The sequence below is a fragment of the uncultured Martelella sp. genome, from assembly GCF_963677965.2.
Taxonomy (GTDB): Bacteria; Pseudomonadota; Alphaproteobacteria; order Rhizobiales; family Rhizobiaceae; genus Martelella; species Martelella mangrovi.
The window spans coordinates 1-25987 of the sequence record NZ_CAXXFM010000001.1 but is presented as its reverse complement, the minus strand read 5'-3'; the positions used below and the strand labels follow the sequence as shown (position 1 = coordinate 25987).

Here is a 25987-nt window from a genome sequence, read left to right as displayed (position 1 = left end):
TTTGGCTTTCACCATAGACGCCCGGCATGTCGTCAATCAATCATTATCGGACGCTTGCGCGGGCGTGCCGCATGCACTGCCTGTGGAAACTCGGTCTGGCCCGCCTATTGCGTGACCCTGTCGGGGCGCTTTTAATTTCACCGCAACCTCTCTAGGAATAACAGGTGGACTTGTAGGACCCGACGAAATCACGCCGATGCGGCAATGGAAGGAATAACATGGCTGAAGAACTGCCGGAACGCGAAAGCATGGAATTCGATGTGGTGATTGTCGGTGCCGGTCCCTCCGGCCTCGCCGCCGCTATTCGACTGAAACAGCTCAACGAGGATTTGAGTGTCGTCGTGCTGGAGAAGGGGGCCGAGGTTGGCGCCCATATTCTCTCCGGTGCGGTCGTCGATCCGTCCGGCATCGATGCTCTTCTGCCCGGCTGGCGGGAGGAGGAGGGCCATCCCTTCAAGACCAAGGTGGAACGGGACCGCTTCCTGCTTCTCGGTGCTTCCGGTTCGATCACGCTGCCGAATTTCGTCATGCCGCCGCTGATGAACAATCACGGCAATTATGTCGTCTCGCTCGGCAATGTCTGTCGCTGGCTGGCCGAAAAGGCCGAGGCGCTGGGTGTCGAGATCTATCCCGGCTTTGCCGCCGCCGAGATGCTCTACGATGATGCCGGCGCGGTCATCGGTGTTGCCACCGGCGACATGGGGGTCGAACGCGACGGCACGCCCGGCCCCAATTATACCCGCGGCATGGCGCTCCTCGGCAAATATGTGCTGATCGGCGAGGGCGTGCGCGGTTCGCTCGCCAAGCAGCTGATCGCCAAATTCGGCCTTGATGAAGGCCGCGAGCCGCAGAAATTCGGCATCGGCCTCAAGGAACTCTGGGAAGTCAGCCCCGAGCAGCACAAGCCGGGCCTCGTCCAGCATTCCTTCGGCTGGCCGCTCGATGGCAAGACCGGCGGCGGCTCCTTCCTCTACCATCTGGAGGACAATCAGGTCGCGGTCGGTTTCGTGCTGCACCTGAACTACAGGAACCCCTATCTTTCGCCCTTCGAGGAATTCCAGCGCTTCAAGACCCATCCGGCAATCGCACCGACCTTTGAGGGCGCCAAGCGCGTTTCCTATGGCGCGCGGGCGATTTCGGAAGGCGGCTATCAGTCCGTCCCGAAACTCTGCTTTCCCGGTGGGGCGCTGCTCGGCTGTTCGGCCGGCCTCGTCAATGTTCCGCGCATCAAGGGGTCGCACAATGCCGTGTTCTCCGGCATGCTGGCCGCAGAGAAGGTGGTCGACGCGCTTGCCGCCGGTCGCGCGCACGACGAGATTGCCGAAATCGAAGCGGAATGGCGCGACGGCGCCATCGGCCGCGACCTGAAGAAGGTCCGCAATGTCAAACCGCTGTGGTCGAAGCTCGGCACCCTGGCCGGTATTGCGTTCGGCGGCCTCGACATGTGGACCAACACGCTGTTCGGCTTTTCCTTCTTCGGCACGCTGAAACACGGCAAGACCGATGCCGCTTCGCTGGAACCGGCCGCCGACCACAATCCGATCGACTATCCCAAGCCCGATGGTGTCCTGACCTTCGACCGCCTGTCCTCCGTGTTCCTGTCCAACACCAATCACGAGGAAGACCAGCCGGTCCACCTCAAGGTCAAGGACATGGCGCTGCAGAAATCGTCCGAATACGAAATCTATGCCGGCCCGTCCGGCCGCTACTGTCCCGCCGGTGTTTATGAATGGGTCGAGGAGGACGGCACGGAGAAATTCGTGATCAACGCCCAGAACTGCGTCCACTGCAAGACCTGCGACATCAAGGACCCGAACCAGAACATCAACTGGGTGCCGCCGCAGGGCGGTGAGGGACCGGTCTATCCGAATATGTGATGGGCCCGGCGGGTTTGCGCCCGCCGGCTTTTCACTCAGAAACCGTCGAGAACGATCTTTCCGATCGTGCTGCCGCTTTCTATCCGGGCGTGGGCGTTCTTCATCGTTTCCGCCGTCATTCGCCCCAGATTTTCGCGCAGGGTCGTGGTGATCTTTCCGTCATCGACCAGGTCCGCGACCGCGTTCAGCAGCCTGTGCTGTTCGATCATGTCCGGCGTGCCGTACAGGGAGCGGGTGAACATCGTTTCCCAGTGAGCCGAAACGGCCTTGAGCTTGAACGGCATGATATCGAACTGTGCCGGGTCGTCGATCAGCGCAAGGCGACCCTGTGGCGCAATCAGCTTTGCGATTTCTCCGGCATGGTGATCGCTGCCATTGGTCGAAAACACGAAACCCGGTGCGCCCGTGCCCAGTGCGGCGATTTCCTCGGACAGAGGATTGCGGTGGTTGATGACGTGATGCGCGCCCATTCTGCGAACCCAGTCTTCGGTCTCCGGGCGCGATGCCGTGGCAATCACCTGAAGGTCGGTCAGTTGCCGCGCAAGCTGGATCGCAATGGATGCGACACCGCCTGCGCCGCCGATAATGAGGATGGCGTTTGCTGCTCCGGCGACGGGATTTGCCACCTGCAGACGGTCGAACAGCGCCTCATAGGCCGTTATCGCGGTGAGCGGCAGGGCCGCTGCTTCGGCAAAAGACAGGGTCTCGGGCATCTTTCCGACGATGCGTTCGTCGACGGCATGAAATTGTGCATTGGTGCCCGGCCTGTCGATGGCGCCGGCATAGTAGACGCGGTCGCCGGGTCTGAACAGGGTGACGTCCTTTCCGGTTTCGCGCACGATGCCCGCTGCATCCCAGCCGATGACGGCAGGGCCGCCTTCCGGCGCCGGCCGTGATGCACGAATTTTCACATCGACCGGATTGACGGAGATGGCCTTGATTTCAACGATCAGATCATGATCGCCGGCAACGGGATCAGCGACATCGGTTTCGATCAGCGCCTGCGGATCGCTGATCGGCAGGGGGTGTTCATAGCCTATTGCACGCATCGTCATTTCCTTTCTGCGGATTGAAGGCGATGCGCTTTATTTGTATAAATATCCATCCTCTGCAAGAATGCACAAATTATGTATATAGTATCAAAAAGGATACTGTCCCGATGTCCCTGCCACGAAAGAAAATGACCGATAATTTTCCCGGCTGTCCGGTCGAGGCGGCGCTCGGATTTCTCGACGGCAAGTGGAAAGGCGTGATCCTGTTTCACCTCATGGGCGGCACGCGACGCTTCAATGAAATGCGGCGTCTGATGCCCAACATCACGCCGCGCATGCTCACCAAACAGCTTCGCGAACTGGAGGATTCCGGCCTGATTTCGCGCACCGTTTATCCCGTCGTGCCGCCGCATGTCGATTATGACCTGACCGAACTGGGAAAGACGCTCGAGCCGGTCGTGCGGGCCTTGCACAGCTGGGGGCTTCGACACGTGGCATGTAAGGACAACAGGCTCGAAACCTCGGTCGAGCCTCTCGAAGGGCATAATTTTTAAGGAAATACTTTCCGTGTCGCGGGGAACGTCTTACCTGTCTGAAGCATTGTTGCAGACAATCTGTTGAGGACGAGGCATGCGCCTGAAAGGCATTTTCAACCGCGACGGCGGGACATTCAAAACGACCGATATGGACGCATTTTCGGGTCTTGCCTCCAACATCTTTCGCGATGCCGGGCATGATTTCGACTGCGCGGTCGTGCGCGGCAGCGAGATCGCGACAACCATCCGGCAGACCGTCGACACGGCGGGGTTTGACGGCCTCATCGTCGGCGGAGGTGACGGGTCGATCTCGCTTGCCGCCGGCTGCATGTATGGCACGGACAAGCTTTTGGGCGTGGTGCCGGCGGGAACCATGAATCTGTTTGCCCGCAGCCTCGGCCTGCCGGTCGATATCGGTGATGCGCTGAGAGCGCTGGCCAGCGGCAAGCCGGCGCATGTGGATGTGCCGACGATGAACGGCCGGCCGTTCATCCACCAGTTTTCCTCCGGCCTCCACGCCACCATGATCAGAAACCGTGAAAAGCTTGAATATGATTCAAGGCTTGGGAAGATTTCGGCCTCGACGCGCGCCTGGATCGATACGCTGCGCGCCATTCCGGAAATCAGCGTCAGCTATGAGTGCGCCGAAGCAAGCGGCGAGGGGGCTTTTGCGCTTGTCGGCGTTGCCAACAACCGGATCCATGGCAGTCCGGCGTTGTTCACCGACCGGCCGCAGGGCGGCAAGCTTGTGCTCTATCTGCTGAAGGCAGGGGAATTCGACTCGGTGCTGGGCTTTGCGCTCGACTATCTCGGCGGGCAGATCGAGAACAATGAAAACGTCCGCGTGATCGAGACGGAAAAGCTGACGCTGGATTTCCACACCGCGGACATCGCCCAGTCCTTCGATGGCGACCCCATCGAAGAAGTGCGTCATGCCGTTCTCGAGCAGCATCCGCGTTCGCTGCCCGTGATCGTGCCCGCCGACAGCCGGCTGGAGTAGCGGCCTTACTGGAAGGCCGTCTCGTAAAAGCTTCTGAGCTTGCGTGAATGCAGCCTTTCCGGGGGCATGGCGGCCAGTTTCTGCACTGCCTTGATGCCGATGCTGAGGTGCTGGCGCACCTGGGTGGTGTAAAAGGCCGTCGCCATGCCGGGCAGCTTCAGTTCGCCGTGAAGCGGCCGGTCGGAAACGCAGAGCAGCGTTCCGTAAGGCACCCGGAAGCGGAAGCCGTTGGCGGCAATTGTCGCCGATTCCATATCCAGCCCGATGGCCCGCGACTGCGACAGGCGCTTGACCGGCCCGCTCTGGTGGGAAAGCTCCCAGTTGCGGTTGTCGATGGTGGCCACGGTGCCGGTGCGCATCACCCGTTTCAGCTCGTAGCCCTCAAGCCCGGTCACCTCGGCAACGGCCGATTCGAGCGCCTGCTGCACTTCCGCCAGTGCCGGGATCGGGACCCATACCGGCAGGTCATTGTCGAGAACATGATCCTCGCGCACATAGGCGTGGGCGAGCACGTAATCGCCGAGCTTCTGGCTGTTGCGCAGGCCGGCGCAATGGCCAAGCATCAGCCAGGCATGGGGGCGCAGAACGGCAATGTGGTCGGTAATCGTCTTGGCGTTGGAAGGGCCGACGCCGATATTGACCATGGAGATGCCGGAATTGTCGGCGCGCTTGAGGTGATAGGCCGGCATTTGCGGCATGCGCACGCCGGTATGCCCGCCTTCCGGCTCCACCTCGCCGGGAAGCGTGATATTGTTGCCCGGCTCCACGAACGCGCTGTAGCCTTCGCCGCCCTTGGCCATGACCTCGCGGGCATAGGCACAGAATTCATCGATATAGAACTGGTAGTTGGTAAACAGCACGAAGTTCTGGAAATGCGCCGAGCTCGTTGCCGTATAGTGGCTGAGGCGCGCCAGCGAATAATCGATGCGCTGGGCGGTAAACGGCGCCAGCGGTTGCGGCTTGCCCGGCTCCGGCTCGTATTCGCCATTGGCAATCTGGTCGTCGGTGGTGTTGAGGTCGGGCGTGTCGAAGATGTCGCGCAGCGGCACATCGGCAAGAGCGGCCAGGTCGGCCTCGACATGGGTGTTCTCGCCGAAGGCGAAATGCAGCGGAATGGGAGTCTCGGATTCTTCGACCACCACCGGAACGCCGTGATTCTTGATCAGCAGGCCGAGCTGTTCGATCAGATAATCCTCGAACAACACCGGATGGCTGATGGTCGTGGCATATGTGCCCGGCGTTGCCACATGGCCGAAGGAGAGACGCGAATCGGTCAGCCCGTAGCTGCCGGTCTCTATCCTGACCTGCGGATAGCAGGCGCGGTAACGTCCCCTGATCGGCGCACCGCCGGCAAGTTCGATGAAGGCGTCGATGATAAAGCGGGTATTGCGCTTGTAGAGCACCTGAAGCGCTTTCACGGCCGCGCTCGGATCGGTGAAGCTCTGCGGTTCCGCCGGGTCGGGGGCAATGATGTTTGCGGTCAAAGATTCGTTATCGTGCATGGCGACCCTCGTTGAGACAGGTTACGGTCAAAACCGCAGCACGGCAGGTTCGCGCCTGCCTTTTTGCGCTGAGATTCGATCTATATCGAACACAACAGTGTTTTGCGACACGAAGAGGATGAATTTTCATGACCGCACCGATCGAACTTTTTTACTGGCCGACCCCCAACGGCTACAAGATCACGATTTATCTGGAAGAGGCGGGCGTTCCCTATAACGTCAATTATGTGAATATCGGCAAGGGCGACCAGTTCAAGCCGGAGTTTCTGAAGATTTCACCCAATAACCGGATGCCGGCGATCATCGATCCCGAAGGCCCCGGCGGCGAACCGGTATCGGTGTTCGAATCCGGCGCGATCCTTCAATATCTCGGCCGCAAGTTCAAAAAATTCTATCCCGAGACCGAGCGCGCGCGCATCGCCGTGGAGGAATGGCTGTTCTGGCAGGTCGGCGGTCTCGGGCCGATGGCGGGCCAGGCCCATCACTTCCGCAATTACGCCCCGGAAAAGATCGCCTACGGCATTGACCGCTACACCAACGAGGTCAACCGGCTCTACGGCGTGATGGACAAACGTTTGGGGGACGTCGACTATCTCGGCGGCGATTATTCGATCGCCGACATGGCATCGGTCGGGTGGGTCAAGTCATACGAGGCGCAGGGCCAGAACCTCGACGATTTCCCGAACCTGAAGCGCTGGTTCGAGACGGTTACGGCCCGCCCAGCGGTCAAGGCCGGGCTTGCCGTCGGTCAGGATGAGCGCGAGAAGATGAACCTTGCCTCGGACAAGGATGCCCAGTCGGTGCTGTTCGGCCAGAAGGCGCGCTGAGCACCTCGGTTTGCTGACAAAGCTGCCTCTCACTCTGGGGCCCGTCACTCCCGGTCCCCTCACTCTGAGTCATCCTCGGGCTTGACCCGAGGATCCAGGGTCACACGATGTACGCTTGCCTGAAACCCCTTCTTATCTAGAGGTGAGTGGAATGGATGCTCGGATCAAGTCCAAGCATGACACCGGTGGGGACGGCTGACGGAGGCAACAATCCGCAGGTCTTTGGGTTTGTCAGCAGTCTGAGGCGCGCTGAGCCCCCGCCATCCCTGGCAATGTTTCAGGCGCTTGTCTCAGCCGAGCGCCTGAAGCACAGCCGGCAGTTCCTGGGCAAACAGTTCCATGTCCTCGTTCGGCCCTGTCGAAACGCGGATGCAGCGATCAAGCGGGGCCACGCCCGGCATGCGGATGAACACGCCGCGTGCGCCGAGCGCATCGACGATGGCGCGCGAATAGGCACCGTCACGACCGCAGTCGATGGCCACGAAATTGGTTGCCGAGGGCAGCGGTTCCAGCCCGTTGTCGCGTGCGATCCGGGCGATTTCGTCACGCGACTCGCGAATACGCCCGACAACGCTCTGCAGGTAGGCCTGATCGGCAAGGGCGGCTTCGGCGGCAACCAGCGTCAGGCGCGGCATGCCGAAGTGATTGCGGATCTTGTTGAAGGCGGCAATCGTGTCCGCCGCGCCGATGATATAGCCGGCGCGCGCGCCGGCCAGCCCGTAAGCCTTGGAGAAGGTGCGGAAACGCAGAATGTTCGGGCGGTCGAGAAAGCGATCAATGCCCGGAAAGGCTTCCGCCGGGCCGCATTCGCAATAGGCCTCGTCCAGCACCATCATGCAGGTTTCCGGCAGTTCCTCGACGAAACGGACCACATCATCCTCATGCCAGAAACTGCCCATCGGATTGTCGGGATTGGCAAAGTAGACCATGGTCGCGTCATGCTTCTTGACGGCGGCCAGCAGCGCGTCGAGGTCTTCCCGGTCGTTTTTGTAGGGAACGCTGACCCGCTCTCCGCCGAAACCGTCGACATGGTAGTTGAAGGTCGGATAGGCGCCGAGCGAGGTCACAACCTTGGTGCCCGGCGAGACGACCAGCCTGACGGCCATGCCCAGAAGCCCGTCGACGCCTTCGCCGATCATCAGGTTTTCCGGCTCGCAGCCATGATGCTTCGCCAGCGCCTGACGCAGCGACAGGTGTTCGGAATCTGAATATTTCCAGATGTCGCCGGCGGCCTCCTGAATGGCGGTCAGCACGGAAGGCGCGGGGCCGAAACCGCTCTCATTCGCGCCGATACGGGCGATGACGGGATAATTGCGAGTGCGCTCGAGTGCTTCCGGTCCGACAAAGGGGACGGTGGAGGGCAGCTCTTTGATCAGGGCGGTGAAGCGCGGGAATTCGGCCATGCTATGCGTTCCGGTTCATTTGAAAAGGCGCCTCAACATAGTCGCTGCTCTCCGGAAGGCAAGATGTGCACTGGCGGTGCCAAACGCAAAACGGCGCCCTGAGGCGCCGTTTCGAGACTGTCATTTCAGCTGATTTCAGCGAAATGCACGCGATGCGACACGATCGATGTCGCTCGGCAGCAGGCCGATATCCTTGAGTTCAGCGGCAGTCAGGTTGCGCAGCTGTGCACGGGTGCGACGGTAGCTGAACCATTTCATGGTGAAGTGGAAGGGATGCATGGGTGTTTCCTCGAATTTTCCGGCAGCGTTTGTGCTGCATTGATTTTGAGCGGAAAATACAATGGAACCCGCTGAAGGTCTTGTGCGGTTTTTATGCAACTGCCATGCATTTGTGCAATAGGTTGCATATTTTTCGGCCTCATTGACCGTGATGGACAGTTTTGAGGCATCTCTATTTGATGAATTCAAGTTCATACAAAGCCGGTCGTGTCGCAAACCAAAAAAAGCCCCGCGCCGAGGCTCGGCGTGGGGCTTTTGCAAATCGTGTTTTTAAAGGCGCTTAGAATGCGGCCTTGCGGGCAACGCGACGAATGTCTTCGCGGTTGATGCCCAGGTCGGACAGTTCGCGTGCATTCATGCGACCGAGTTCGGAAACGGTCTGACGATACTTGATCCAGTTATTGAATGAACGAGCCATGCTCATGATTTTCTCTCCTCTTTTCTGTGGCGCTGCTTTGCGCCTCAGAGTCTGTTCAAGAAAGCGGATATCGAGCGAGCCGCCTTGTCATGAGCTTGATCATAGCGGTCTGAATGAAGGCGAGGCTTGTTGCTGAGAACCGCTCGAAATCCTTTGCCAAACGGCGGTTTATCCCGAGCCACGCCAATGTTCGTTCGACAATCCAGCGCTTCGGCAGAACCTGAAAACCTGCTTGACTGCGCTTGACGATCTCCATCGGTCTCGGGCTTGCCTCTTCGACCCTTTGGCCTTGATAGCCGCCATCACCGCAGATTTTTTCGATGAAGGGAAAACGATTGGCGATTTTGTTGAACACGAACGCTGCTCCGTCACGATCCTGAATGTCTGCCGAGTGAACCTCGGCCTTTAGAAGCATACCGAGCGTGTCGACCAGGATGTGCCGTTTGCGGCCCTTGACCTTTTTGCCGGCATCATAGCCGACATCACGGCGGGCATCCGGGCCAGTCTTCACCGACTGGCTGTCAATGATGGCAAACGACGGCTGTTCCTCACGCCCCTCCAATCGCCGGGTCCGGCAATAGAGCGCGTCATGAATACGTCGCCATGTCCCGTCCCGGCAGAACCGTTTGAAATAGTGATGGACTGTGCTCTTCGGCGGAAAGTCGTGAGGCAGCAAAGCCCATTGGCAACCCGATTGCAGCAGGTAGAAAATGGCGTTTATCACGGCGCGAAGCGAAGTCCTGCGCCTGCGGCCGCGCGACGGCTGAGATGGCATAAAAGGCGCGATCATGCTCCATTCCCGATCCGTCAGGTCACTTGCGTAGCGCAGGCGGCTTCTGTCATGGTGACGCCGGGTGAAGGGTGTCCAGGCCATTCGATATCTCCGTATTTGTCGCAAAATACAAAGAATCTGATTGCCGCCCTTCACTCAACCCCGCGACGTCATCGCCATTCTTGGACAGACACTCAATCTCTGATGACTTGGACATAGTTCATTCGGTGCGAGGCAGTCAGTGGGTTTGCGGTAAAGCCGCTATGCAGCGCGTGCATGGCGCTGAAAGCGCCGGATTGCTGGCCTTCTGGCACACAAAAAAGCCCCGCGCCGAGGTTCGGCGTGGGGCTTTTGCAGATCGCGTTTAAAGGCGCTTAGAATGCGGCCTTGCGGGCAACGCGACGAATGTCTTCGCGGTTGATGCCGAGATCGGACAGTTCGCGTGCATTCATGCGACCAAGTTCGGAAACGGTCTGACGATACTTGATCCAGTTGTTGAACGAACGAGCCATGCTCATGATCTTCTCTCCTCTTTTCTGTGGCGCTGCTTTGCGCCTCAATCTCTGATGACTTGGATATAGTTCATTCGGTTCAGGGCAGTCAGTGGGGTTACGGTAAAGCGGCCATGCACACAGCGCATGACGTTTCAGAACCTGGCCGGATGCGACCGCAAAGGGATCGGTTTTGGCCATGCGTAGAGGTGAAGAAAGTGAAAGGCAGTTTTTGAAGAGCGCAAAAAAATAACGCTCACCGGGGGAGGAGGATCCGGTGAGCGTCATTTGCGTTGGTCGACGACTGGGAGGAGGAGCGCCGTCAACCCATCGAAGCGCGCTGGGAGGAGGAGGAGTGCGCGGCTTCGAATTTCTACCCGGAGACCGGGCCAAGTGATCTAACGTTCATCAAATCGTTTTGATTTCGGCTCAATCACTGTCTTGATCTCTATATACGTTTTTTCTTGTGATATGTGCAGTGCCATCTCGGCATAGAAGGTATGCGCATCATGCATGTCGCGGGATGCAGCCACGGCGGGCTGAAAATTCCGGTGCCATTTATGCCGGGTCGCTACGGGCGCGCAGAAAGGCGATGAGTTGATCTTCATCCATCGGCCGCGAGAAATAATAGCCCTGTTGCAGAACGCAGCCCAGCGCTTTCAGCTTCTCGGCATGGGCCTGCGATGTCACGCCTTCGCAGATGACTTCGATGCCGAAGGATCTGGCGATGCGGGCAATCGTTTCGACAATCAGCAGGCTTTCCTCTGAATCGATGATCGGCGCCACGAGCTGTCCGGCAATCTTGAGCCGGTCCGGTCGGACCCGGGTCAGTCCGACGAGAGAGGCGTATCCCGAACCGAAACCGTCAAGATCGATGCCGATGCCAAGCTTTCTGATGGCGTTGACCGTCTTGATCAATTCGGAATCGGGGCTGTCGAAAGGGATGGATTCCAGCAGTTCGAAATTTACGACGCCTGCCGGCAGGCCGAGGGCGGAGAGCTGATCGAGGAGTTGCGGATCGCGCAGGCGCTGGGCGGAAATATTGACGGATATGCCGGATAGCGGCGTGCCGTCCGCCGCGCAGCGCTCCATTGTCGAAAGCGCCCTTCGGAAGACGGTATCGTCAATTTCATGCAGCAGGCCGAGCTGTTCGGCCACGCCGAGGAAGATTTTCGGTTCCTGCAGGCCGCGGCGCGGATGTTGCCAGCGGGCCAGCGCCTCGACCCCCGCAATCGACGATGTTTCGACATCGAATATCGGCTGGTAATGGGCGGTGATTTCTCCCGCTTCGACGGCTTCCTGAATTTCATCGACAAGACGTTTGTGGGAAAATGTCTTGTCCATCAGATTGCTGGTATAGTTGACCGTGCGCCCGCGTCCGCGGTTCTTTGCCTCGTAGAGGGCAAGATCGGCCTTGATCAGCAGATCGGAAGCGGAATCCCTTGAATCCTGCGCTGTCGCGATGCCGAGGCTGACGCCGAGCCTGCACATGCGTCCGGCGATATGCACCGGCTTCGAAAACGCTGATTCAACCGCTGCGGCAAAGCTCTCCGCATCGCTGTCGGCTGGCATCAGGGCAACGAATTCATCGCCGCCCGTTCTGGCCAGAAAGTCGTTCGGACCGAGATTTTTCGTGAAGATATCGGCGGCATAGCGCAGAACATCGTCGCCGAAGAAATGGCCCATCGTATCGTTGATGGTCTTGAAGCCATCGAGGTCGATAAGCACAATCCGCATGCCTTCCGGCAGTGCATCGCCGGTTTGTGCGGCCTCCAGGCGTTTTTCGAAATGGCGCCGGTTGGGAATGCCCGTCAGCGTGTCCTGAAGCGCGATCTGCTCCATCCGCGCACGGGCGTCCTCAAGCGCGACATTCTGGGCTTCGGCCCGCACCTTGGCCTCGCTCAATGCTTCCTGAAGAACCTTGTCGGCCGAAACGTCCCAGTTGACGCCAACGATTTTGCGGCGGCCGTCGGCGCTGCGATAGGCGTTTCCGGCCGAGCGAATGGTCTTTTCCTGGCCGTCGACGTCGATGATCCGGTATTCGCTGCGGAAACCATTGTTCTTTTTGATGGCTTCCCAGCTGAAGCGTCTGAAACGTGTGCGATCTTCGGGATGAAGCCACGCGCGCCAGCTTTCGAAGCTCTGTATGTTGCTTTGCCCCTCGATACCGTAGATTCTGAGGATCTGGTCGTCCCAGATCTGCTCGCCGGTCTCCATATCATGCTCCCACAGGCCGATATTGGAGGCGTTGAGCGCAACATCGAGATGGAGAGAGAGGTTTTCCACCTCCATCATGCTGCGGCGAATATTGATATTGTCGCGCAGGCGCGCCCTGAGCAGCATCAGCAGGGCCGCCAGCGGCGCTACGAAAACCAGCAGCAAAAGGCCGACGGCGAGGCGGAATGCCAGAATCCAGTCAAACGGGCCTTCGGAAAGTGCACGCGGCGAGACGCTGACGGTCCATCGGGCATTGGCGATGTTGATGTTCTGGCGGGCGGCGTTTTCCAGTGGCATATCATCGCCGACAGAGGCAATTTCGGTCGGGTCGGGAGCAATGGCGGTCTGCACGCTCAACTGCGTCGTTGCTTCCAGTTCAAGCAGGCCAATGGCTTCGAGGATCGCCTCGAACCCGACGACAAGTTCGAGATTGCCGTTGGCGGAAGCGTAGCGATAGACCAGAACCCGCTCGCCGTTTTGCAGCGTGTAGGGGCCGAAAATCTTGCGCCCGTCGGCGTCTTCGGAGGGAACCGGCAGGGCCAGCATGGCATCGGATACTGCCTGAGGCACAACGATGCTAGCGCCGTCATCGCGCAGAATAACAGCCTTTGTCCACGGTGCACTTGCCAGATATGTGCTCACGGATGTGCGGTAGATATCGGGATTGCCGTCGTCGAAGGTCGAGATCAGCGCGCGGCCGACATTGTCGGTCATCTGCAATATCGTCTTCAAGGCCTTGGCAAAGCCTTCCGCCCGTGCTTCGGCCTGTTGCTGACGTTCCTGGCGGATTGCATCGTGGATAAACAGGCTGCCGAATACCGTTGCCGCCGCCAGAGACCCGAAGAACAGGACGGTCAGAACGGCAAAAAGCCGGATCGTTGAACGCCGATCGCGCGGTATTCCGCCTTTTTTCAACGTCGCCATGGCGGAATCCGCAGAAATGTGCCGATTCGCGATTGCATCGCATGCTCCCCTGTTGCCTGCGTTCTGCCCGCTTGCCTTTTGATTTGCCGACGGCGCCGGGCTCTGAATGATCACGGGTTTCGCACCTTACCCGCTATTGTCTGCCAGTTTATCTGTTTTTCGCACGGCAGACGATGCACGACAGCAAGGAAGGGCTTCCCGCCATGTCGATGCACTCTGATAGGAGCCGTTCCGTCGATAGTCAAACCGGCATTCCGGTGACGGGCAGGAACCTTCGACCACCGGATCGGTCCAGATCCTGCAGAATAGTCTCGGCCAGCAGCAACGGGGGAGCTGTTCCGCGCGCGCTTCCGCATCAAGCCGGGGCGGGGCCGTGCCTTTTTGGTCGTTTCGCCCGATAGTGCTGGCTGTTCATTCCGCCGGGTCTGTTACATCTGCGTAGTAAGAAAAGGTTATGCCGGAGCGATTTCATTTCCGGGTGAAACCCATTAAGAGGTGAGCGCGGCTGGAACCGCGCGGTGAGGGCAGCGTTGCTGACAGAAAGGTTTCCAAAATGAGCCATCTGGATGAAGAATTGCCGGGTCAGTCGGAAGCGCGCGAACAGGTGCGTGATATCTATAACGAGGAAGGTGCGGTCAGCGCCGAATTTCTGGCCGGTGTCCAGCAGGCGATTGCCGAAGCGGATACCGATTTCCTGCACGAGCAGGTCGCAAGCCTTCATGAGTCCGAACTTGGCGACGTTATCGAGGCGCTCGATTACGAAAGCCGCCCGGAGCTGGTGCGCCTTCTCGGCGCCGAATTCGACCTGACGGCGCTGACCGAGGTGGACGAGGCGATCCGCCTCAACATCATTGAATCGCTGCCCAGCGAACAGCTCGTCAGTGCGCTGAGCGCGCTCGATTCGGATGATGCGGTCTATATTCTGGAAGACCTTGCCGATCAGGAGCGCGAGGATATCCTCGCCAGACTGCCGTTTACCGAGCGCATACGGCTGATCCGGTCTCTGGATTATCCCGAAAGCTCCGCCGGCCGGCGCATGCAGACGGAATTCGTGGCGGTTCCGCCGTTCTGGACGGTAGGGCAGACCATCGACTACATGCGCGAGGACGACGACCTGCCCGATTCCTTCTCGCAGATATTCGTGGTGGATCCGACGTTCCGCCTGCTCGGCGCGGTCGATCTCGACAGCATTTTGCGCACCAAGCGGCAGGTCAAGATCGAGACGATCATGCGCGAGACCAACCATCCGATCGACGCCGAGCTCGATCAGGAGGAGGCCGCGCAGGTGTTTGAACAGTACGACCTGCTTTCCGCGGCCGTCGTCGACAATAACAACCGGCTCGTCGGTGTCTTGACCATTGATGATGTGGTCGACGTCATTCACGAGGAAGCGGACGAAGATATCAAACGCCTCGGCGGTGTCGGCGACGAGGAACTGTCCGATAACATCGTGCGTGCGGTGCGTTCGCGCTTCGGCTGGCTGCTGATTAATATGGGCACCGCGTTTCTTTCGGCCAGCGTCATTGGCCTGTTTGACGAATCAATCGGCAAGATGATCGCGCTGGCGGTGCTGATGCCGGTGGTGGCCTCCATGGGCGGCAATGCCGGGACCCAGACGATGACGGTGACGGTGCGCGCGCTCGCCACCCGCGACCTCGATATCTACAACGCTGCACGCATTATTCGCAGGGAAGCCGGTGTCGGGTTGTTTAACGGGCTTGCTTTTGCACTGCTAATTGCGTTAGTCGCTGGTTACTGGTTTGATAACCCACAACTTGGCGGCGTCGTTGCCGCTGCCATGATTATTAACATGTTTGCTGCTGCAATGGCCGGAATTCTGATCCCTCTTCTTCTCGACCGGGCGGGCGCCGATCCCGCCATCTCCTCGTCCGTGTTTGTGACTACAACCACAGATGTTATTGGCTTTTTCTCGTTCTTGGGAATTGCGACCTGGTGGTTTAACATTTAATTTCGGAACGTTTACTAAATTAGTCACTTGATCATCGACGGTGGGGGTTCGTTTTGCAAAGACGATTTTACTCGATAACCGAACTGACACGCGAATTCGGCGTTTCGACGCGCACGCTGCGGTTCTACGAGGATGAAGGCCTGCTGCAGCCCGAGCGCCGTGGACGGACACGCCTGTATAGCGAAAATGAACGGCTGCTGATCAAGGAGATACTCCGCAGCCGCCGTATCGGACTGACGCTGGCGGAAATCCGGAATATCCTGACGCTGTTCCATCGTCCGCCGACGGAGATGGATCAACTCAAGCAGACCATGGACGAGATCAAGTCCCGGCGCGAGGATTTGCGCCAGAAGCGCCGTGATATCGATGAGATGATGACCGAACTTGATAACGCCGAGGAAACCTGCCTTGCGCGTCTCGCCGAAATCGGCGTCGGTACCTGAGCCCGCTCTGTTTGCTGGCCTTTTCCTAACGAATGCTGCACGACATCGCTATCCGTCCGAGTGCAACCGCATCCCCGTCGCCGGTCTGGTTGCGCATCAGCGGGCCCAACAGTCCTTCCTGCTTCAAGGACTCAAGCGTGCAGCTGCAATAGGACTGGCAAAAGGCCGCGTCGTCGGTCGCTTCGCAACTCGCCTGACAGCTGGAAAGATAAGCCGGTGCCGGATCCGGCGGCAGCACTAGTGTTGCCGCATAGACAAGGCCGAACAGCAGTGGCTGGTGCACAAGATAGAAGATCAGGCTGTGACGGCCGAAAAAGGTCAGCAGGTTTTCTGTCTTCGGAAGCTGCCTTTGCTGCTTCAGCCAGGAAAGCGTGAGCTTCGAGACAGCAAGGCCTGCCAGAAACGGCCCGATCCACGGCAGGAGCGGCACATAGTCGTTCGAGGACGGCGGATGTGCGGCCATGCCGATCCAGGCGAAGTACCATGGGTCAAGGGCGTCGAAGCTGACGACGTGCGGCAGCAATGTCGCGGCCACGGCAACGACCAGCGTTATGACGGCCGGCACATGCCGAAACAGCAACCCGATGATCGACGCCGCGGCGATGGCATGGAGAATGCCGAAATAGATGAGTGCGTTGGGTGTCGAGAAGTACGACACGATGGTGATGGCGATGCTTGCCAGCACCAGAATGCCGAGGCGTTTTGCGAACGCTTCGGGCCTGAGCGATTTTCCATGTGCCATCCAGAGGCTGTAGCCCGCCAGAAACAGGAAGCTTCCGGCAATCAGATGGGCGAAAATTGCCCAGCCGCCACGCGTTGAAAGGCCCGACGGCACATAGCCGAAAAAATCGAGGTCCCAGGTGAAGTGGTAGACGGCCATGGCGACCAGCGCGATACCGCGGGCGGCATCGATGGCATGGATCCGGCGACGGCGTTTCGCCCCGGTGTCGGGCGTTGGAATATCGCTCATTCTGCATCCCCGTTTTCGGAAAGCGTGGCCTGGAGGATGGTCTTGCGCGCATCCGAGAAATATTGGCGGCGCAGCAGGATCGTGAACACGAATGCCGTGGACGCCATGAAGAAATAGGGGCCGAGGAACCAGCCGAGATAGCCGATCGACAGGAAGATCGCGCGCAGGCCGGTGTTGAAATGGCGCGCGGCGATGATGTTGACCTCTGCGACCCGTTCGGCCATGCGGGCCAAAGTCTGCCGGTCTTCAACTGCCGTTGCGCCCATGGGCAGGCCACCGAACAGAATGGTGTTGTAGTTGAACAGCCGGTAGGACCATCCGAACTTGAAGAAGGAATAGCCGAAGATCGCAGCCAGCCCGCAGGCTTTCATTTCGAAAGCCGCGCGCGTGCTCGGTATCAGGCCGGGCAAATCGTCAAACAGCACCTGCGCGGTGTCGGCTTCGCCCATCAGCGCGAAACAGCCGCCGATTGCGAAAATCGAGGTCGATGCGAAAAAGGCTGTTCCGTTCTGAAGTCCTGAGAGAATCTGGGTGTCGATCATGCGTAGATCGCGCGCCAGCGCCGTCTGCATCCAGCGTTTTCGGTGGATCAGCATGGCGCCGGTGAGGCTTTGGCGTTTGATCAGTGCAAAGCGTCCGCTGACCAGCCCGTCGAAAACGAACCAGCAGCCAAGAAAAAAGCAAAGCGCGACAAAGTCTGTGCCTGTCATGAATCCGGCTCTCGAGAAAACGGCTTTTTTACGGCGCCAACAATGGGTTGGCGGCCGATGTTGTGACGCGACATGCTTGTTGTGTCGGCAGACCGGGGGGAATGCAAGCACGGATTTTCGAAATTTATTGAAATACCCCGTTGCAGATTGTGTGACAGTTTAATAAAGCGATAACCATCAGTGCACATCCTCCCAAAAAGTGCACTAGGGTCAAGACAATCGGAGCTATTATGGAAGACACCGCGCACAAGTCCTGCTGGGGTGTAACCCTGCGGGCTGTTATCGGTTTTGGTGCTGTCCTCGGACTTGCCTATCTCATTGTCGCTGTTTGATCAGCTTGTGAATTTTTCCTGAAGCAACGGCGGTCTTCCATAAGGTCGCCGTTGTTTTTGTTTCTGATATCCTCGTTGTTGACCTGCGATTGCCGAAACGGTGGCTCTCCCACGGGTTTCGTGTCGTGAACCGATGCGCGCATGTCGGTTCAGGGCGCGTCCGTCGACTGCGTCTGCCGCCTAATCGGCAACAGGGTATTTCTATGTAAGACGATGGAGAGATCGGCGTGTTTCTGTCCGTTTTCGAGGTTTTCAAGATCGGTATCGGTCCATCGAGTTCCCATACGATGGGGCCGATGTCGGCTGCCAATCGTTTTCTCGACCTTCTGGAATCGAGTGACTGGCCGCGGCCGGTCGGTGCGGTGGTCACGCATTTGCAGGTCAGCCTGCACGGTTCGCTGGCCTATACCGGCGTCGGCCATGCCACCGATCGTGCCGTCATTCTCGGGCTTGCCGGCGAGCGGCCGGATACGGTCGATCCGGACCGGATGGACGCGGTCATCGCCGCAATCCGTGAAGCCGGGGCGGTGGAGCCGCCGGGGCATCCCGCCTATGGTTTCGACTGCGATGCGGATGTGATCTTCAACAAGAAGGAACCATTGCCGGGCCATGCCAACGGTATGACCTTCTATGCGCTCAATGCCGACGGCGCGGTTCTGCTGCGGCAGATCTATTATTCCGTCGGCGGCGGTTTCGTGCTGACCGATACCGAACTGGCGGCCTGGAAAGAGCAGAAGGACTTTCCCGCAGGCGAAAGCGATGCGGAAAAGGTTCCCTTTCCGTTTCGCTCGGCGGTCGAAATGCTGGATATGGCAAAACGCTCCGGCATGACCATTGCCGCCATGAAGCGCGCCAACGAGGAAGCGCGCATGGGCCGGGCCGAACTCGATCAGGGCCTTGATGCGCTGTGGGATGCGATGGACGGCTGCATCGATCGCGGGCTGAAGGGCGAGGGCGTGTTGCCGGGCGGGCTGAAGGTCCGTCGCCGCGCCGGCCAGCTTTATGACAAGCTGTCGCAGGCCAAGCTTTCCAACCAGTTCGATCCGCTGATGGCCAATGACTGGCTGTCGATGTTCGCGATGGCGGTGAACGAGGAAAATGCCGCCGGCGGACGCGTCGTCACCGCGCCGACCAATGGCGCGGCCGGCGTTGTGCCGGCGACGCTTCGTTATTTCAGCGAATTCCAGAATTCCGCCGGAAAGGCGGGCATTCGCGATTTTCTGCTGACGGCGGCAGCGGTCGGCGGCATCATCAAGACCAATGCCTCGATCTCGGGAGCGGAAGTCGGCTGTCAGGGCGAGGTCGGGTCGGCCTCGGCCATGGCGGCGGCGGGGCTTGCAGCCGTCATGGGCGGCACGCCGGAACAGGTGGAAAATGCCGCCGAAATCGCGCTCGAGCATCACCTTGGCATGACCTGCGACCCGATCGCCGGCTTGGTGCAGGTGCCCTGCATCGAGCGCAATGCGCTGGGCGCGGTCAAGGCGGTGACGGCGGCCTCGCTGGCGCTGAAGGGCGACGGCACCCATTTCGTGCCGCTCGACAACTGTATCGAAACCATGCGCCAGACCGGCAATGACATGCACGAAAAATACAAGGAAACCTCCACCGGCGGTCTTGCCGTCAATGTGGTGGATTGCTGATCTCCGGCGCATGAATGCCTTGACGCATGCGCCACGCCGCGCTTGATAGAGGCATGAGCCTTCATCTTCTGAAATTATGCGTCGGCGCGACCGGGATTGACGATTTGCGCGGCTGGGTATCGCAGCGTTCCATGGCGGCGATTGCGGCCGGTCTGGAGCCGCATACCGTGCACACCACGCGGATGACCCCGAAGCGGCGCGAGGAGTTGCTCGACGGCGGCTCGCTCTATTGGGTGATCAGCGGCCAGATCCGCGCGCGTCAGGCGCTGCTCGACATCACCAACCACACCGACGGGGAGGGGATCCAGCGCTGCGATCTGGTGCTTGCCCCGCAGGTGGTCGATACCGTTCCGGTGCCGCGCAAACCGTTTCAGGGCTGGCGCTACCTGAAAGCCGAAGACGTCCCCCGCGACCTCGATTTCGGCGACGGCGGCGATGAGATGCCGGATGAATTGCGGGCCGAACTGGCAGAGCTGGGTCTGCTTTGACCCAACCATAAGAGCAGGCCGGAAAGCCCGGCTTTTTGACGCCGCCTCTTCCTTTACTGCGTCATCCTCCGGCTTGACCGGAGGATCCAGGGCAATCCGACGAACGTTTGCGAAAGCAGATTTGTGCTCAAGGCACTGCGCCGAATGGATGCTCGGGTCAAGCCCGAGCATGACGCCTGTGAGGCGGCCGGCTTCAATGTGAACCTCTACGGCTTCGGCTGTGTCAGCAATTCAGCGGGCCGCTAAGCCCGCCTTTTCCATCTCGCTCGGCTGTCGTCCCGCCGATCAGTGCAGGATCTGGCTCAGGAACAGCTTGGTGCGCTCGTGCTGCGGGTTGTCGAAGAACTCGTGCGGTGAATTCTGTTCGACGATCTGGCCCTGGTCCATGAAGATCACGCGGTTGGCGACCTGGCGGGCAAAGCCCATTTCGTGGGTCACGCACAGCATGGTCATGCCTTCCTCGGCAAGGCCGACCATGGTGTCGAGCACTTCCTTGATCATTTCCGGGTCGAGCGCCGAAGTCGGCTCGTCGAACAGCATGATCTTCGGGTTCATGCACAGCGAGCGGGCAATCGCCACGCGCTGCTGCTGGCCGCCGGAAAGCTGGCCGGGATATTTGTCCGCCTGCTCGGGGATTTTCACCCGGGTCAGGTAGTGCATCGCGATTTCTTCGGCTTCCTTCTTCGGCATCTTGCGCACCCAGATCGGCGCGAGCGTACAGTTTTCCAGGATCGTCAGATGCGGGAACAGGTTGAAGTGCTGGAACACCATGCCGACCTCGCGACGGATTTCATCGATCTTCTTCAGATCGTCCGTCAGCTCGATATTGTCGACGATGATATTGCCCTTCTGGTGTTCTTCCAGTCGGTTGATACAGCGGATCATCGTCGATTTGCCTGAACCGGAGGGCCCGGCGATGACGATGCGTTCGCCCTTCATCACCTTCAGGTTGATGTCGCGCAGGACGTGAAAGTCGCCATACCATTTGTTGACGTGGATCATCTCGACCGCAACCTCGGTATCCGAGACGGTCATGTGAGAAGTGTCGACGGTTTCTACCATGAATTTATCCTCAAATACGCGAAGCTAGCTTCGGTGACCGGTGTCGAGATGGCGTTCCATGAAGCTGGAATAGCGCGACATGGCGAAGCAGAAGATGAAGAACACGAAGCCGGCGAAGATCAGGCCGGTGATCGGCGTGACAGGGGAGGCCCAGCTTGAGTCGGTGAAGTTGAACTTGATGATGCCGAGCAGATCGAACATGCCGATGATCGAGACCAGCGAGGTGTCCTTGAAGATCGAGATGAACTGGTTGACGATCGCCGGAATGACCAGCTTGATCGCCTGTGGCAGGATGACGAGACGCATGGTCTGCCAGTAGCCGAGCCCGAGCGAGGCGGCCCCTTCGAACTGTCCCTTGGGCATGGCCTGCAGGCCGCCGCGAATGGTCTCGGCCATATAGGCGGAGATGAACAGCGACACGCCGACGATGGCACGCAGGAACTTGTTGATGGTCATGCCTTCCGGCAGGAACAGCGGCAGCATCACGCTCGCCATGAACAGGATGGTGATCAGCGGTACGCCGCGCACCACCTCGATGAACATGATCGACAGCGTCCGCATCACCGGCATTTTCGAACGCCGGCCGAGCGCCAGTATGATGCCCAGCGGCAGCGACACGGCGATGGCGAAATAAGACAGGATCAGCGTGACCATCAGCCCGCCCCAGTCCGACGTATCGACGACCGGAAGGCCGAACACCCCGCCATAAAGGATGAAGAAAGCGAAAATGGGCAGGATGATGAACAGCGCCAGCGCGTTCCAGCCCTTGTGCGGCGCCTTCGGCATCAGCATCGGGATCAGCAATGCGGTAAACACGATGCCGATGAGAATCGGTCGCCACATCTCGGGGTCCGGATAGCGCCCGAACATGATCTGGTCGAACTTGGCCCCGATAAAGGCCCAGCAGGCACCGCTCCAGCCATCCGGCTGGGCCCCGCCCTGGGCAATCGTCGCGCACGCTGTGCGATCCGTCCCCGTCCAGGCGGCATTGATGAACAGCCACTCCACCACGGGCGGCACAGCCCAGATCAGAAACACGATCGCGATGATCGACAGGAGCGAATCTTTCGGGCTGGCGAACAGGTTGGTGCGCAGCCAGAGTGCAGCACTGCCTTCTTTTTGCGGCGCAGGTTGCTGTTCCTGCATTTCCTTGCGGACATAAGCGATTTCGTGCGCCATCTTATCTCTCCACCAGAGCCATCTTGGCGTTGAACCAGTTCATGAAGATCGATGTCAGAATGGAAAGCGTGAGGTAGATGATCATCCAGATGGTCACCACCTCCACGGCCTGTCCGGTCTGGTTCAGGACCGTCTTGCCGACGGCCACGATATCGGCATAGCCGATGGCGACCGCGAGCGAGGAGTTCTTGGTCAGGCTCAGATATTCACTGGTCATCGGCGGAATGATGATGCGCATGGCTTGCGGCACGACGACGAGGCGGGTGACCTTGCGCGGATGCAGGCCGAGCGCGTTGGCCGCTTCCGTCTGGCCCTTGGCGACGCCGAGGATGCCGCCGCGGATGATCTCCGCCATGAAGGCGGCGGTATAGAGCGACAGCGCCAGATAAAGCGACATGAATTCCGGGCCCAGAACCGCGCCGCCCTGCAGGTTGAAACGGCCCTTGACCGGAATGTCGAACGTGACCGGCATGCCGGCGATGAAATAGCCGAGGACCGGCAGCACGATCAAAATTCCAAGGCTTGACAGAAAGGTCGGAAATTGCTGGCCGGTGGCCATCTGGCGCCGTCTTGCCCAGATGTTCATCGCGATGATGAGAGCGATGGCGGCAATGGTGGCGACGCCGATCAGCCATGAGCCGGGGCCGAACACCGGGCTCGGGAAGGCGAGGCCGCGATTGTTGAGATAGATATCGAGCGGCAGCGACAGCGAGTCGCGGGCGGCCGGCAGCAGCGCCAGAACGCCGGTATAGAAGAAGAAGATGACCAGCAGCGGCGGAATGTTGCGGAACACCTCGACATAGACCTGGCTGAGCTTGGCGATCAGCCAGTTCGAGGACAGCCGCCCTATGCCGACGATGAAGCCGACGATTGTCGCCGTGATGATCCCCGCCACCGACACGATGATCGTGTTGACGATACCGACCATGAGCGCACGGCCGTAGGACATGTCATTATTGTAGGGGATCGGAATTTGCGCGATGTCGAAACCGGCGCGATTGTCGAGGAAGCCGAAGCCCGACGCGATACCGGCAGCCTGTAGGTTTCGAATTGTGTTGTCGGTGACCCACCAGACGAAGGCAACGACCGCCAGAACCGTTACGAACTGGTATACGAAGCCGCGGACGGCGGGATTGTAAACAAGTGCGGCAACCCGCGACTCCTGAAAAGGAGCGTTGCTTGACGTTTCAGCCATATTTTCCCCGGTTGCCCGTGTTGGGCTATTTTTATGGGAGCACAGGGCAGGTGGCCGCCCTGTGCCGGATCCGAGACAATATCAGAACAGATCCCGCTTAGCGGATCGGGGGGCCGTACTGCAGGCCGCCATTGGTCCACAGGGCGTTGAGACCGCGTTCGATCTTCAGCTCGCTGCCCTGGCCGACATCAGCTTCGAAGACTTCGCCGTAATTGCCGACGGTCTTGATGATGTTGTAGGCCCATTTTTCGTCGAGGCCGAGATCGGCGCCCATCTTGCTGTCGGTTTCGGTGCCGAGCAGGCGCTTGATGCCCGGATTGTCCGAGGATTCAGCGATTTCGTCGACATTTTCCGAAGTGATGCCGAATTCTTCGGCATTGACCATGGCGAAGTGAACCCAGGAGACGACATCGCCCCACTGGTCGTCACCCTGGCGCCATGCCGGGCCGAGCGGCTCCTTGGAGATGATTTCCGGCAGAATGACATAATTGTCCGGGTCCGTCAGCGTCAGACGGATGCCATAAAGGCCGGACTGGTCGGTCGTGTAGACATCGCAACGGCCCTGGTTGAAGGCGTTGTTGACGTCTTCGAGCGCTTCGAAAACAACCGGATTGTATTCCATATCATTCGACGCGAAGTAGTCGGCGAGGTTCAGCTCGGTCGTGGTGCCGGACTGGACGCACACGGCAGCGCCGGAAAGCTCCTTGGCGGACGAAACGCCGAGATCCTTCGGAACCATGAAGCCCTGGCCGTCATAGTAGTTGACGGTGCGGAAATCGAGGCCCAGCGAGGTGTCGCGGGAAAGCGTCCAGGTGGTGTTGCGCGTCAGCACGTCGACTTCGCCGGACTGAAGTGCCGGAAAGCGGTCGGTGGCGGTCAGAGCAACGAACTTGGCCTTCGACGGATCGCCGAAAATGGCCGCTGCGATGGCGCGGCAATAGTCAACGTCGAGACCGGACCAGTTCCCCTCGCTGTCAGGCGCGGAAAAGCCCTGGAGGCCCGTGCTGACTCCGCAGGTGACATTTCCCTTTTCCTTGACGTCGTCGAGCGTCGCGGCCGAAGCACCCTGGACCCCGAGGCCGAAGACTGCTGCGCCGAGAGCGACAGACAGAAGCGTCTTTTTCATTTTCCCAACCTTTGTTTATCGTTGAAATCTTAAGTTGCGCCTTTCACTGGTAGCCTCCAGTTAAGCAGCGACAACTGCCCGCAAACCCCTCGGTGCGAGCCCGTGTATCACAGTCGTAATTTTCCAGATGGTCAATACTCGCCATTGAAAAATGGACTGAATTTGCGAAAAACGTCCACTTTCGGTCAAAAAATGTGCAGGTAGATAAAAACTGGGCAAAGCTGTGCTGGTAATTCGGGCAGGTATTCCTGATATTAGTCTAATCCTTTAGTCGTAGTTTTTGTTTTTATATTTGCCGCTTGACCACCCGGCGACGACGATTCAAAACACGGGGCGACTGCACTTTCCCACAACTCAGCGGAACATCCTCATGGCTTCACAAAAGACTGCCGGCAAAGGTACCGGCGATAATACCAATCTCGCGCATGCCGGCCATGATCCGGAAACATTCTACGGCTTCGTCAACCCGCCGGTCGTGCATGCCTCGACGGTGCTGTTCCCCGATGCGAAAACGGCCGTCGGCGGAACCCAGAAATATACCTACGGCACCCATGGCACCCCGACGACGGATGCGCTGTGCGCGGCGCTGAACACGATCGAGAATGCCGCCGGCACGCTGCTCTACCCGTCGGGGCTGGCTTCCATCACCATGCCCTGGCTTGCTTTCCTGTCGCCCGGCGACCACATCCTGATCGTCGATTCGGTCTATGACCCGGCCCGTCGCTTTGCCGATAACGTCCTGAAGCGCATGGGGGTCGAGGTCGAATACTATCATCCCGCTCTCGGCCTCGAGGTCGAGAAGATGTTCCGGCCCAATACCCGCATCTTTCATACCGAGGCGCCGGGGTCGAACACGTTCGAGATGCAGGATATCCGTGCCCTGTCGGATCTGGCCCACGCGAAGGGCGCCATCGTTTCGATGGACAATACCTGGGCAACGCCGCTTTTCTTCAAGCCGCTCGACTTCGGCGTCGATCTCTCGCTGAATGCGGCTACCAAATATCCCTCCGGCCATTCGGATATTCTGATGGGGACGGCGTCGGCAAACGAACGCTGCTTTGCGCAGCTTGAGGAACACTACACCTGGACCGGCATGTGCGCCGCGCCCGATGACAGCTACCAGATCCTGCGCGGGCTTCGCACCATGGGCGTGCGGCTCGCCCATCACCAGAAAAGCGCGTTTACCGTCGCGCGCTGGCTTGAAGAACGCCCGGAAGTCTCGCGCGTGCTGCATCCGGGGCTGCCGTCATTTCCCGGTCACGATATCTGGAAACGCGACTTCAAGGGCGCCAGCGGGCTGTTCTCCTTCGTGCTGAAAGCGGAGGAGGGCGCATTCCGCCGCCGTCAGCACGCTTTCCTCGATGCGCTCGACATTTTCGGGATCGGTTATTCCTGGGGCGGGTATGAATCGCTGGCCGTGCCGGTCAACCTTTCCAACCGCACCGTCTGCACCGCGCCCGAGGATGGCCCGGTCATCCGCCTGCAAATCGGGCTTGAGGATGTCGACGACCTGATGGCGGATCTGGAAAAGGGGCTTGCCGCGGCGTCCGCCGCCTGAGTCCAGTCGCAACAGCGAACGTAAAAAAGGCCGGCGGCCCGGGGAGGGCGCGCCGGCTTTTTTTGATCAACGGCGCT

At 59.4% G+C, this 25987-nt stretch carries 23 protein-coding genes; 9 read left to right on the top strand and 14 right to left on the bottom strand.

All coding sequences use genetic code 11. The annotated features are described in order from the left end of the window. Positions 1-218 precede the first annotated feature (218 nt). Positions 219-1877: an electron transfer flavoprotein-ubiquinone oxidoreductase gene (locus tag ACHZCU_RS00115; protein WP_319517160.1), complete on the top strand. Its 1659-nt coding sequence runs from the start codon at positions 219-221 to the stop codon at positions 1875-1877. A 35-nt stretch (positions 1878-1912) separates the two neighbouring features. Here ACHZCU_RS00115 and ACHZCU_RS00110 read toward each other — a convergent pair whose 3' ends face one another. Continuing rightward, positions 1913-2926: a zinc-binding alcohol dehydrogenase family protein gene (locus tag ACHZCU_RS00110; protein WP_319517159.1), complete on the bottom strand. Its 1014-nt coding sequence runs from the start codon at positions 2924-2926 to the stop codon at positions 1913-1915. 110 nt (positions 2927-3036) lie between these two features. Here ACHZCU_RS00110 and ACHZCU_RS00105 point away from each other — a divergent pair, with 110 nt between their 5' ends. Next, positions 3037-3423, top strand: a complete 387-nt coding sequence (locus ACHZCU_RS00105; RefSeq protein WP_319517158.1) for a helix-turn-helix domain-containing protein — start codon at positions 3037-3039, stop codon at positions 3421-3423. Positions 3424-3499: 76 nt separating this feature from the next. Further along, positions 3500-4405 carry a diacylglycerol kinase family protein gene (locus ACHZCU_RS00100; RefSeq protein ID WP_319517157.1) on the top strand — a complete coding sequence of 302 codons (906 nt, stop codon included), beginning with the start codon at positions 3500-3502 and terminating at the stop codon, positions 4403-4405. Positions 4406-4410: 5 nt separating this feature from the next. On the opposite strand, the gene ACHZCU_RS00095 is transcribed toward ACHZCU_RS00100, so the two are convergent. Continuing rightward, positions 4411-5907 carry an AMP nucleosidase gene (locus tag ACHZCU_RS00095; protein ID WP_319517156.1) on the bottom strand — a complete coding sequence of 499 codons (1497 nt, stop codon included), beginning with the start codon at positions 5905-5907 and terminating at the stop codon, positions 4411-4413. Between the two features lie 128 nt (positions 5908-6035). Here ACHZCU_RS00095 and ACHZCU_RS00090 point away from each other — a divergent pair, with 128 nt between their 5' ends. Continuing rightward, complete coding sequence (locus ACHZCU_RS00090) at positions 6036-6734, top strand: glutathione S-transferase N-terminal domain-containing protein (protein WP_319517155.1); 699 nt, start codon at positions 6036-6038, stop codon at positions 6732-6734. A 290-nt stretch (positions 6735-7024) separates the two neighbouring features. On the opposite strand, the gene ACHZCU_RS00085 is transcribed toward ACHZCU_RS00090, so the two are convergent. From ACHZCU_RS00085 to ACHZCU_RS00060, 6 genes are all read right to left on the bottom strand, one after another. Then, on the bottom strand, positions 7025-8137 hold the full coding sequence (locus tag ACHZCU_RS00085; protein WP_319517154.1) for a pyridoxal phosphate-dependent aminotransferase: 1113 nt from the start codon (positions 8135-8137) through the stop codon (positions 7025-7027). A gap of 135 nt (positions 8138-8272) precedes the next feature. Beyond that, positions 8273-8611: a DUF1127 domain-containing protein gene (locus tag ACHZCU_RS00080; RefSeq protein ID WP_319517153.1), complete on the bottom strand. Its 339-nt coding sequence runs from the start codon at positions 8609-8611 to the stop codon at positions 8273-8275. 85 nt (positions 8612-8696) lie between these two features. After that, positions 8697-8840 carry a DUF1127 domain-containing protein gene (locus tag ACHZCU_RS00075; protein WP_106304947.1) on the bottom strand — a complete coding sequence of 48 codons (144 nt, stop codon included), beginning with the start codon at positions 8838-8840 and terminating at the stop codon, positions 8697-8699. Positions 8841-8889: 49 nt separating this feature from the next. After that, the gene (locus ACHZCU_RS00070) at positions 8890-9708 is read right to left on the bottom strand and encodes an IS5 family transposase (protein WP_319519719.1); all 819 of its coding nucleotides are present in this window, start codon (positions 9706-9708) and stop codon (positions 8890-8892) included. A gap of 272 nt (positions 9709-9980) precedes the next feature. Next, the gene (locus ACHZCU_RS00065; RefSeq protein ID WP_106304947.1) at positions 9981-10124 is read right to left on the bottom strand and encodes a DUF1127 domain-containing protein; all 144 of its coding nucleotides are present in this window, start codon (positions 10122-10124) and stop codon (positions 9981-9983) included. Between the two features lie 531 nt (positions 10125-10655). Next, positions 10656-13238: an EAL domain-containing protein gene (locus ACHZCU_RS00060; protein ID WP_319517152.1), complete on the bottom strand. Its 2583-nt coding sequence runs from the start codon at positions 13236-13238 to the stop codon at positions 10656-10658. Positions 13239-13791: 553 nt separating this feature from the next. Here ACHZCU_RS00060 and mgtE point away from each other — a divergent pair. Continuing rightward, positions 13792-15207, top strand: a complete 1416-nt coding sequence (gene mgtE, locus ACHZCU_RS00055) for a magnesium transporter (protein ID WP_319517151.1) — start codon at positions 13792-13794, stop codon at positions 15205-15207. A gap of 53 nt (positions 15208-15260) precedes the next feature. Then, positions 15261-15650, top strand: a complete 390-nt coding sequence (locus ACHZCU_RS00050; RefSeq protein ID WP_106304938.1) for a MerR family DNA-binding transcriptional regulator — start codon at positions 15261-15263, stop codon at positions 15648-15650. A gap of 25 nt (positions 15651-15675) precedes the next feature. Here the strand turns inward: ACHZCU_RS00050 and ACHZCU_RS00045 are convergent, their stop codons facing one another. Then, positions 15676-16620 carry a DUF1624 domain-containing protein gene (locus ACHZCU_RS00045; RefSeq protein ID WP_319517150.1) on the bottom strand — a complete coding sequence of 315 codons (945 nt, stop codon included), beginning with the start codon at positions 16618-16620 and terminating at the stop codon, positions 15676-15678. After that, positions 16617-17330: a DUF599 family protein gene (locus ACHZCU_RS00040; protein WP_319517149.1), complete on the bottom strand. Its 714-nt coding sequence runs from the start codon at positions 17328-17330 to the stop codon at positions 16617-16619. The genes ACHZCU_RS00045 and ACHZCU_RS00040 overlap by 4 nt, the downstream gene beginning before the upstream one ends. A 559-nt stretch (positions 17331-17889) precedes the next feature. Between ACHZCU_RS00040 and ACHZCU_RS00035 the strand changes: the two genes are divergently transcribed. Together ACHZCU_RS00035 and ACHZCU_RS00030 are read left to right on the top strand one after the other, a co-directional pair. After that, positions 17890-19302, top strand: a complete 1413-nt coding sequence (locus ACHZCU_RS00035) for an L-serine ammonia-lyase (protein ID WP_319517148.1) — start codon at positions 17890-17892, stop codon at positions 19300-19302. A 53-nt stretch (positions 19303-19355) separates the two neighbouring features. Beyond that, positions 19356-19790, top strand: a complete 435-nt coding sequence (locus ACHZCU_RS00030; protein ID WP_319517147.1) for a DUF1489 family protein — start codon at positions 19356-19358, stop codon at positions 19788-19790. A gap of 285 nt (positions 19791-20075) precedes the next feature. Here the strand turns inward: ACHZCU_RS00030 and ACHZCU_RS00025 are convergent, their stop codons facing one another. The 4 genes from ACHZCU_RS00025 to ACHZCU_RS00010 all read right to left on the bottom strand — a co-directional run bounded on the left by ACHZCU_RS00025 (position 20076) and on the right by ACHZCU_RS00010 (position 24352). Then, positions 20076-20852 carry an amino acid ABC transporter ATP-binding protein gene (locus ACHZCU_RS00025; protein WP_106304921.1) on the bottom strand — a complete coding sequence of 259 codons (777 nt, stop codon included), beginning with the start codon at positions 20850-20852 and terminating at the stop codon, positions 20076-20078. Positions 20853-20876: 24 nt separating this feature from the next. After that, entirely contained in the window at positions 20877-21998 is a 1122-nt protein-coding gene (locus ACHZCU_RS00020; RefSeq protein ID WP_394706086.1) for an amino acid ABC transporter permease, read from the bottom strand. Between the two features lie 34 nt (positions 21999-22032). Continuing rightward, positions 22033-23226: an amino acid ABC transporter permease gene (locus ACHZCU_RS00015; RefSeq protein WP_319517146.1), complete on the bottom strand. Its 1194-nt coding sequence runs from the start codon at positions 23224-23226 to the stop codon at positions 22033-22035. A 97-nt stretch (positions 23227-23323) separates the two neighbouring features. Beyond that, positions 23324-24352 carry an amino acid ABC transporter substrate-binding protein gene (locus tag ACHZCU_RS00010; protein WP_319517145.1) on the bottom strand — a complete coding sequence of 343 codons (1029 nt, stop codon included), beginning with the start codon at positions 24350-24352 and terminating at the stop codon, positions 23324-23326. Between the two features lie 370 nt (positions 24353-24722). Here ACHZCU_RS00010 and ACHZCU_RS00005 point away from each other — a divergent pair, with 370 nt between their 5' ends. Continuing rightward, entirely contained in the window at positions 24723-25910 is a 1188-nt protein-coding gene (locus ACHZCU_RS00005) for a cystathionine beta-lyase (RefSeq protein ID WP_319517144.1), read from the top strand. Positions 25911-25987 lie beyond the last annotated feature (77 nt).

Coding starts and splice junctions, on each gene's coding strand:
- ACHZCU_RS00115 (WP_319517160.1), top strand. CDS start 219: ATGGCTGAAGAACTGCCGGAACGCGAAAGCATGGAATTCGATGTGGTG.
- ACHZCU_RS00110 (WP_319517159.1), bottom strand. CDS start 2,926: ATGCGTGCAATAGGCTATGAACACCCCCTGCCGATCAGCGATCCGCAG.
- ACHZCU_RS00105 (WP_319517158.1), top strand. CDS start 3,037: ATGTCCCTGCCACGAAAGAAAATGACCGATAATTTTCCCGGCTGTCCG.
- ACHZCU_RS00100 (WP_319517157.1), top strand. CDS start 3,500: ATGCGCCTGAAAGGCATTTTCAACCGCGACGGCGGGACATTCAAAACG.
- ACHZCU_RS00095 (WP_319517156.1), bottom strand. CDS start 5,907: ATGCACGATAACGAATCTTTGACCGCAAACATCATTGCCCCCGACCCG.
- ACHZCU_RS00090 (WP_319517155.1), top strand. CDS start 6,036: ATGACCGCACCGATCGAACTTTTTTACTGGCCGACCCCCAACGGCTAC.
- ACHZCU_RS00085 (WP_319517154.1), bottom strand. CDS start 8,137: ATGGCCGAATTCCCGCGCTTCACCGCCCTGATCAAAGAGCTGCCCTCC.
- ACHZCU_RS00080 (WP_319517153.1), bottom strand. CDS start 8,611: ATGAACTTGAATTCATCAAATAGAGATGCCTCAAAACTGTCCATCACG.
- ACHZCU_RS00075 (WP_106304947.1), bottom strand. CDS start 8,840: ATGAGCATGGCTCGTTCATTCAATAACTGGATCAAGTATCGTCAGACC.
- ACHZCU_RS00070 (WP_319519719.1), bottom strand. CDS start 9,708: ATGGCCTGGACACCCTTCACCCGGCGTCACCATGACAGAAGCCGCCTG.
- ACHZCU_RS00065 (WP_106304947.1), bottom strand. CDS start 10,124: ATGAGCATGGCTCGTTCGTTCAACAACTGGATCAAGTATCGTCAGACC.
- ACHZCU_RS00060 (WP_319517152.1), bottom strand. CDS start 13,238: ATGGCGACGTTGAAAAAAGGCGGAATACCGCGCGATCGGCGTTCAACG.
- mgtE (WP_319517151.1), top strand. CDS start 13,792: ATGAGCCATCTGGATGAAGAATTGCCGGGTCAGTCGGAAGCGCGCGAA.
- ACHZCU_RS00045 (WP_319517150.1), bottom strand. CDS start 16,620: ATGAGCGATATTCCAACGCCCGACACCGGGGCGAAACGCCGTCGCCGG.
- ACHZCU_RS00040 (WP_319517149.1), bottom strand. CDS start 17,330: ATGACAGGCACAGACTTTGTCGCGCTTTGCTTTTTTCTTGGCTGCTGG.
- ACHZCU_RS00030 (WP_319517147.1), top strand. CDS start 19,356: ATGAGCCTTCATCTTCTGAAATTATGCGTCGGCGCGACCGGGATTGAC.
- ACHZCU_RS00025 (WP_106304921.1), bottom strand. CDS start 20,852: ATGGTAGAAACCGTCGACACTTCTCACATGACCGTCTCGGATACCGAG.
- ACHZCU_RS00020 (WP_394706086.1), bottom strand. CDS start 21,998: ATGCAGGAACAGCAACCTGCGCCGCAAAAAGAAGGCAGTGCTGCACTC.
- ACHZCU_RS00015 (WP_319517146.1), bottom strand. CDS start 23,226: ATGGCTGAAACGTCAAGCAACGCTCCTTTTCAGGAGTCGCGGGTTGCC.
- ACHZCU_RS00010 (WP_319517145.1), bottom strand. CDS start 24,352: ATGAAAAAGACGCTTCTGTCTGTCGCTCTCGGCGCAGCAGTCTTCGGC.
- ACHZCU_RS00005 (WP_319517144.1), top strand. CDS start 24,723: ATGGCTTCACAAAAGACTGCCGGCAAAGGTACCGGCGATAATACCAAT.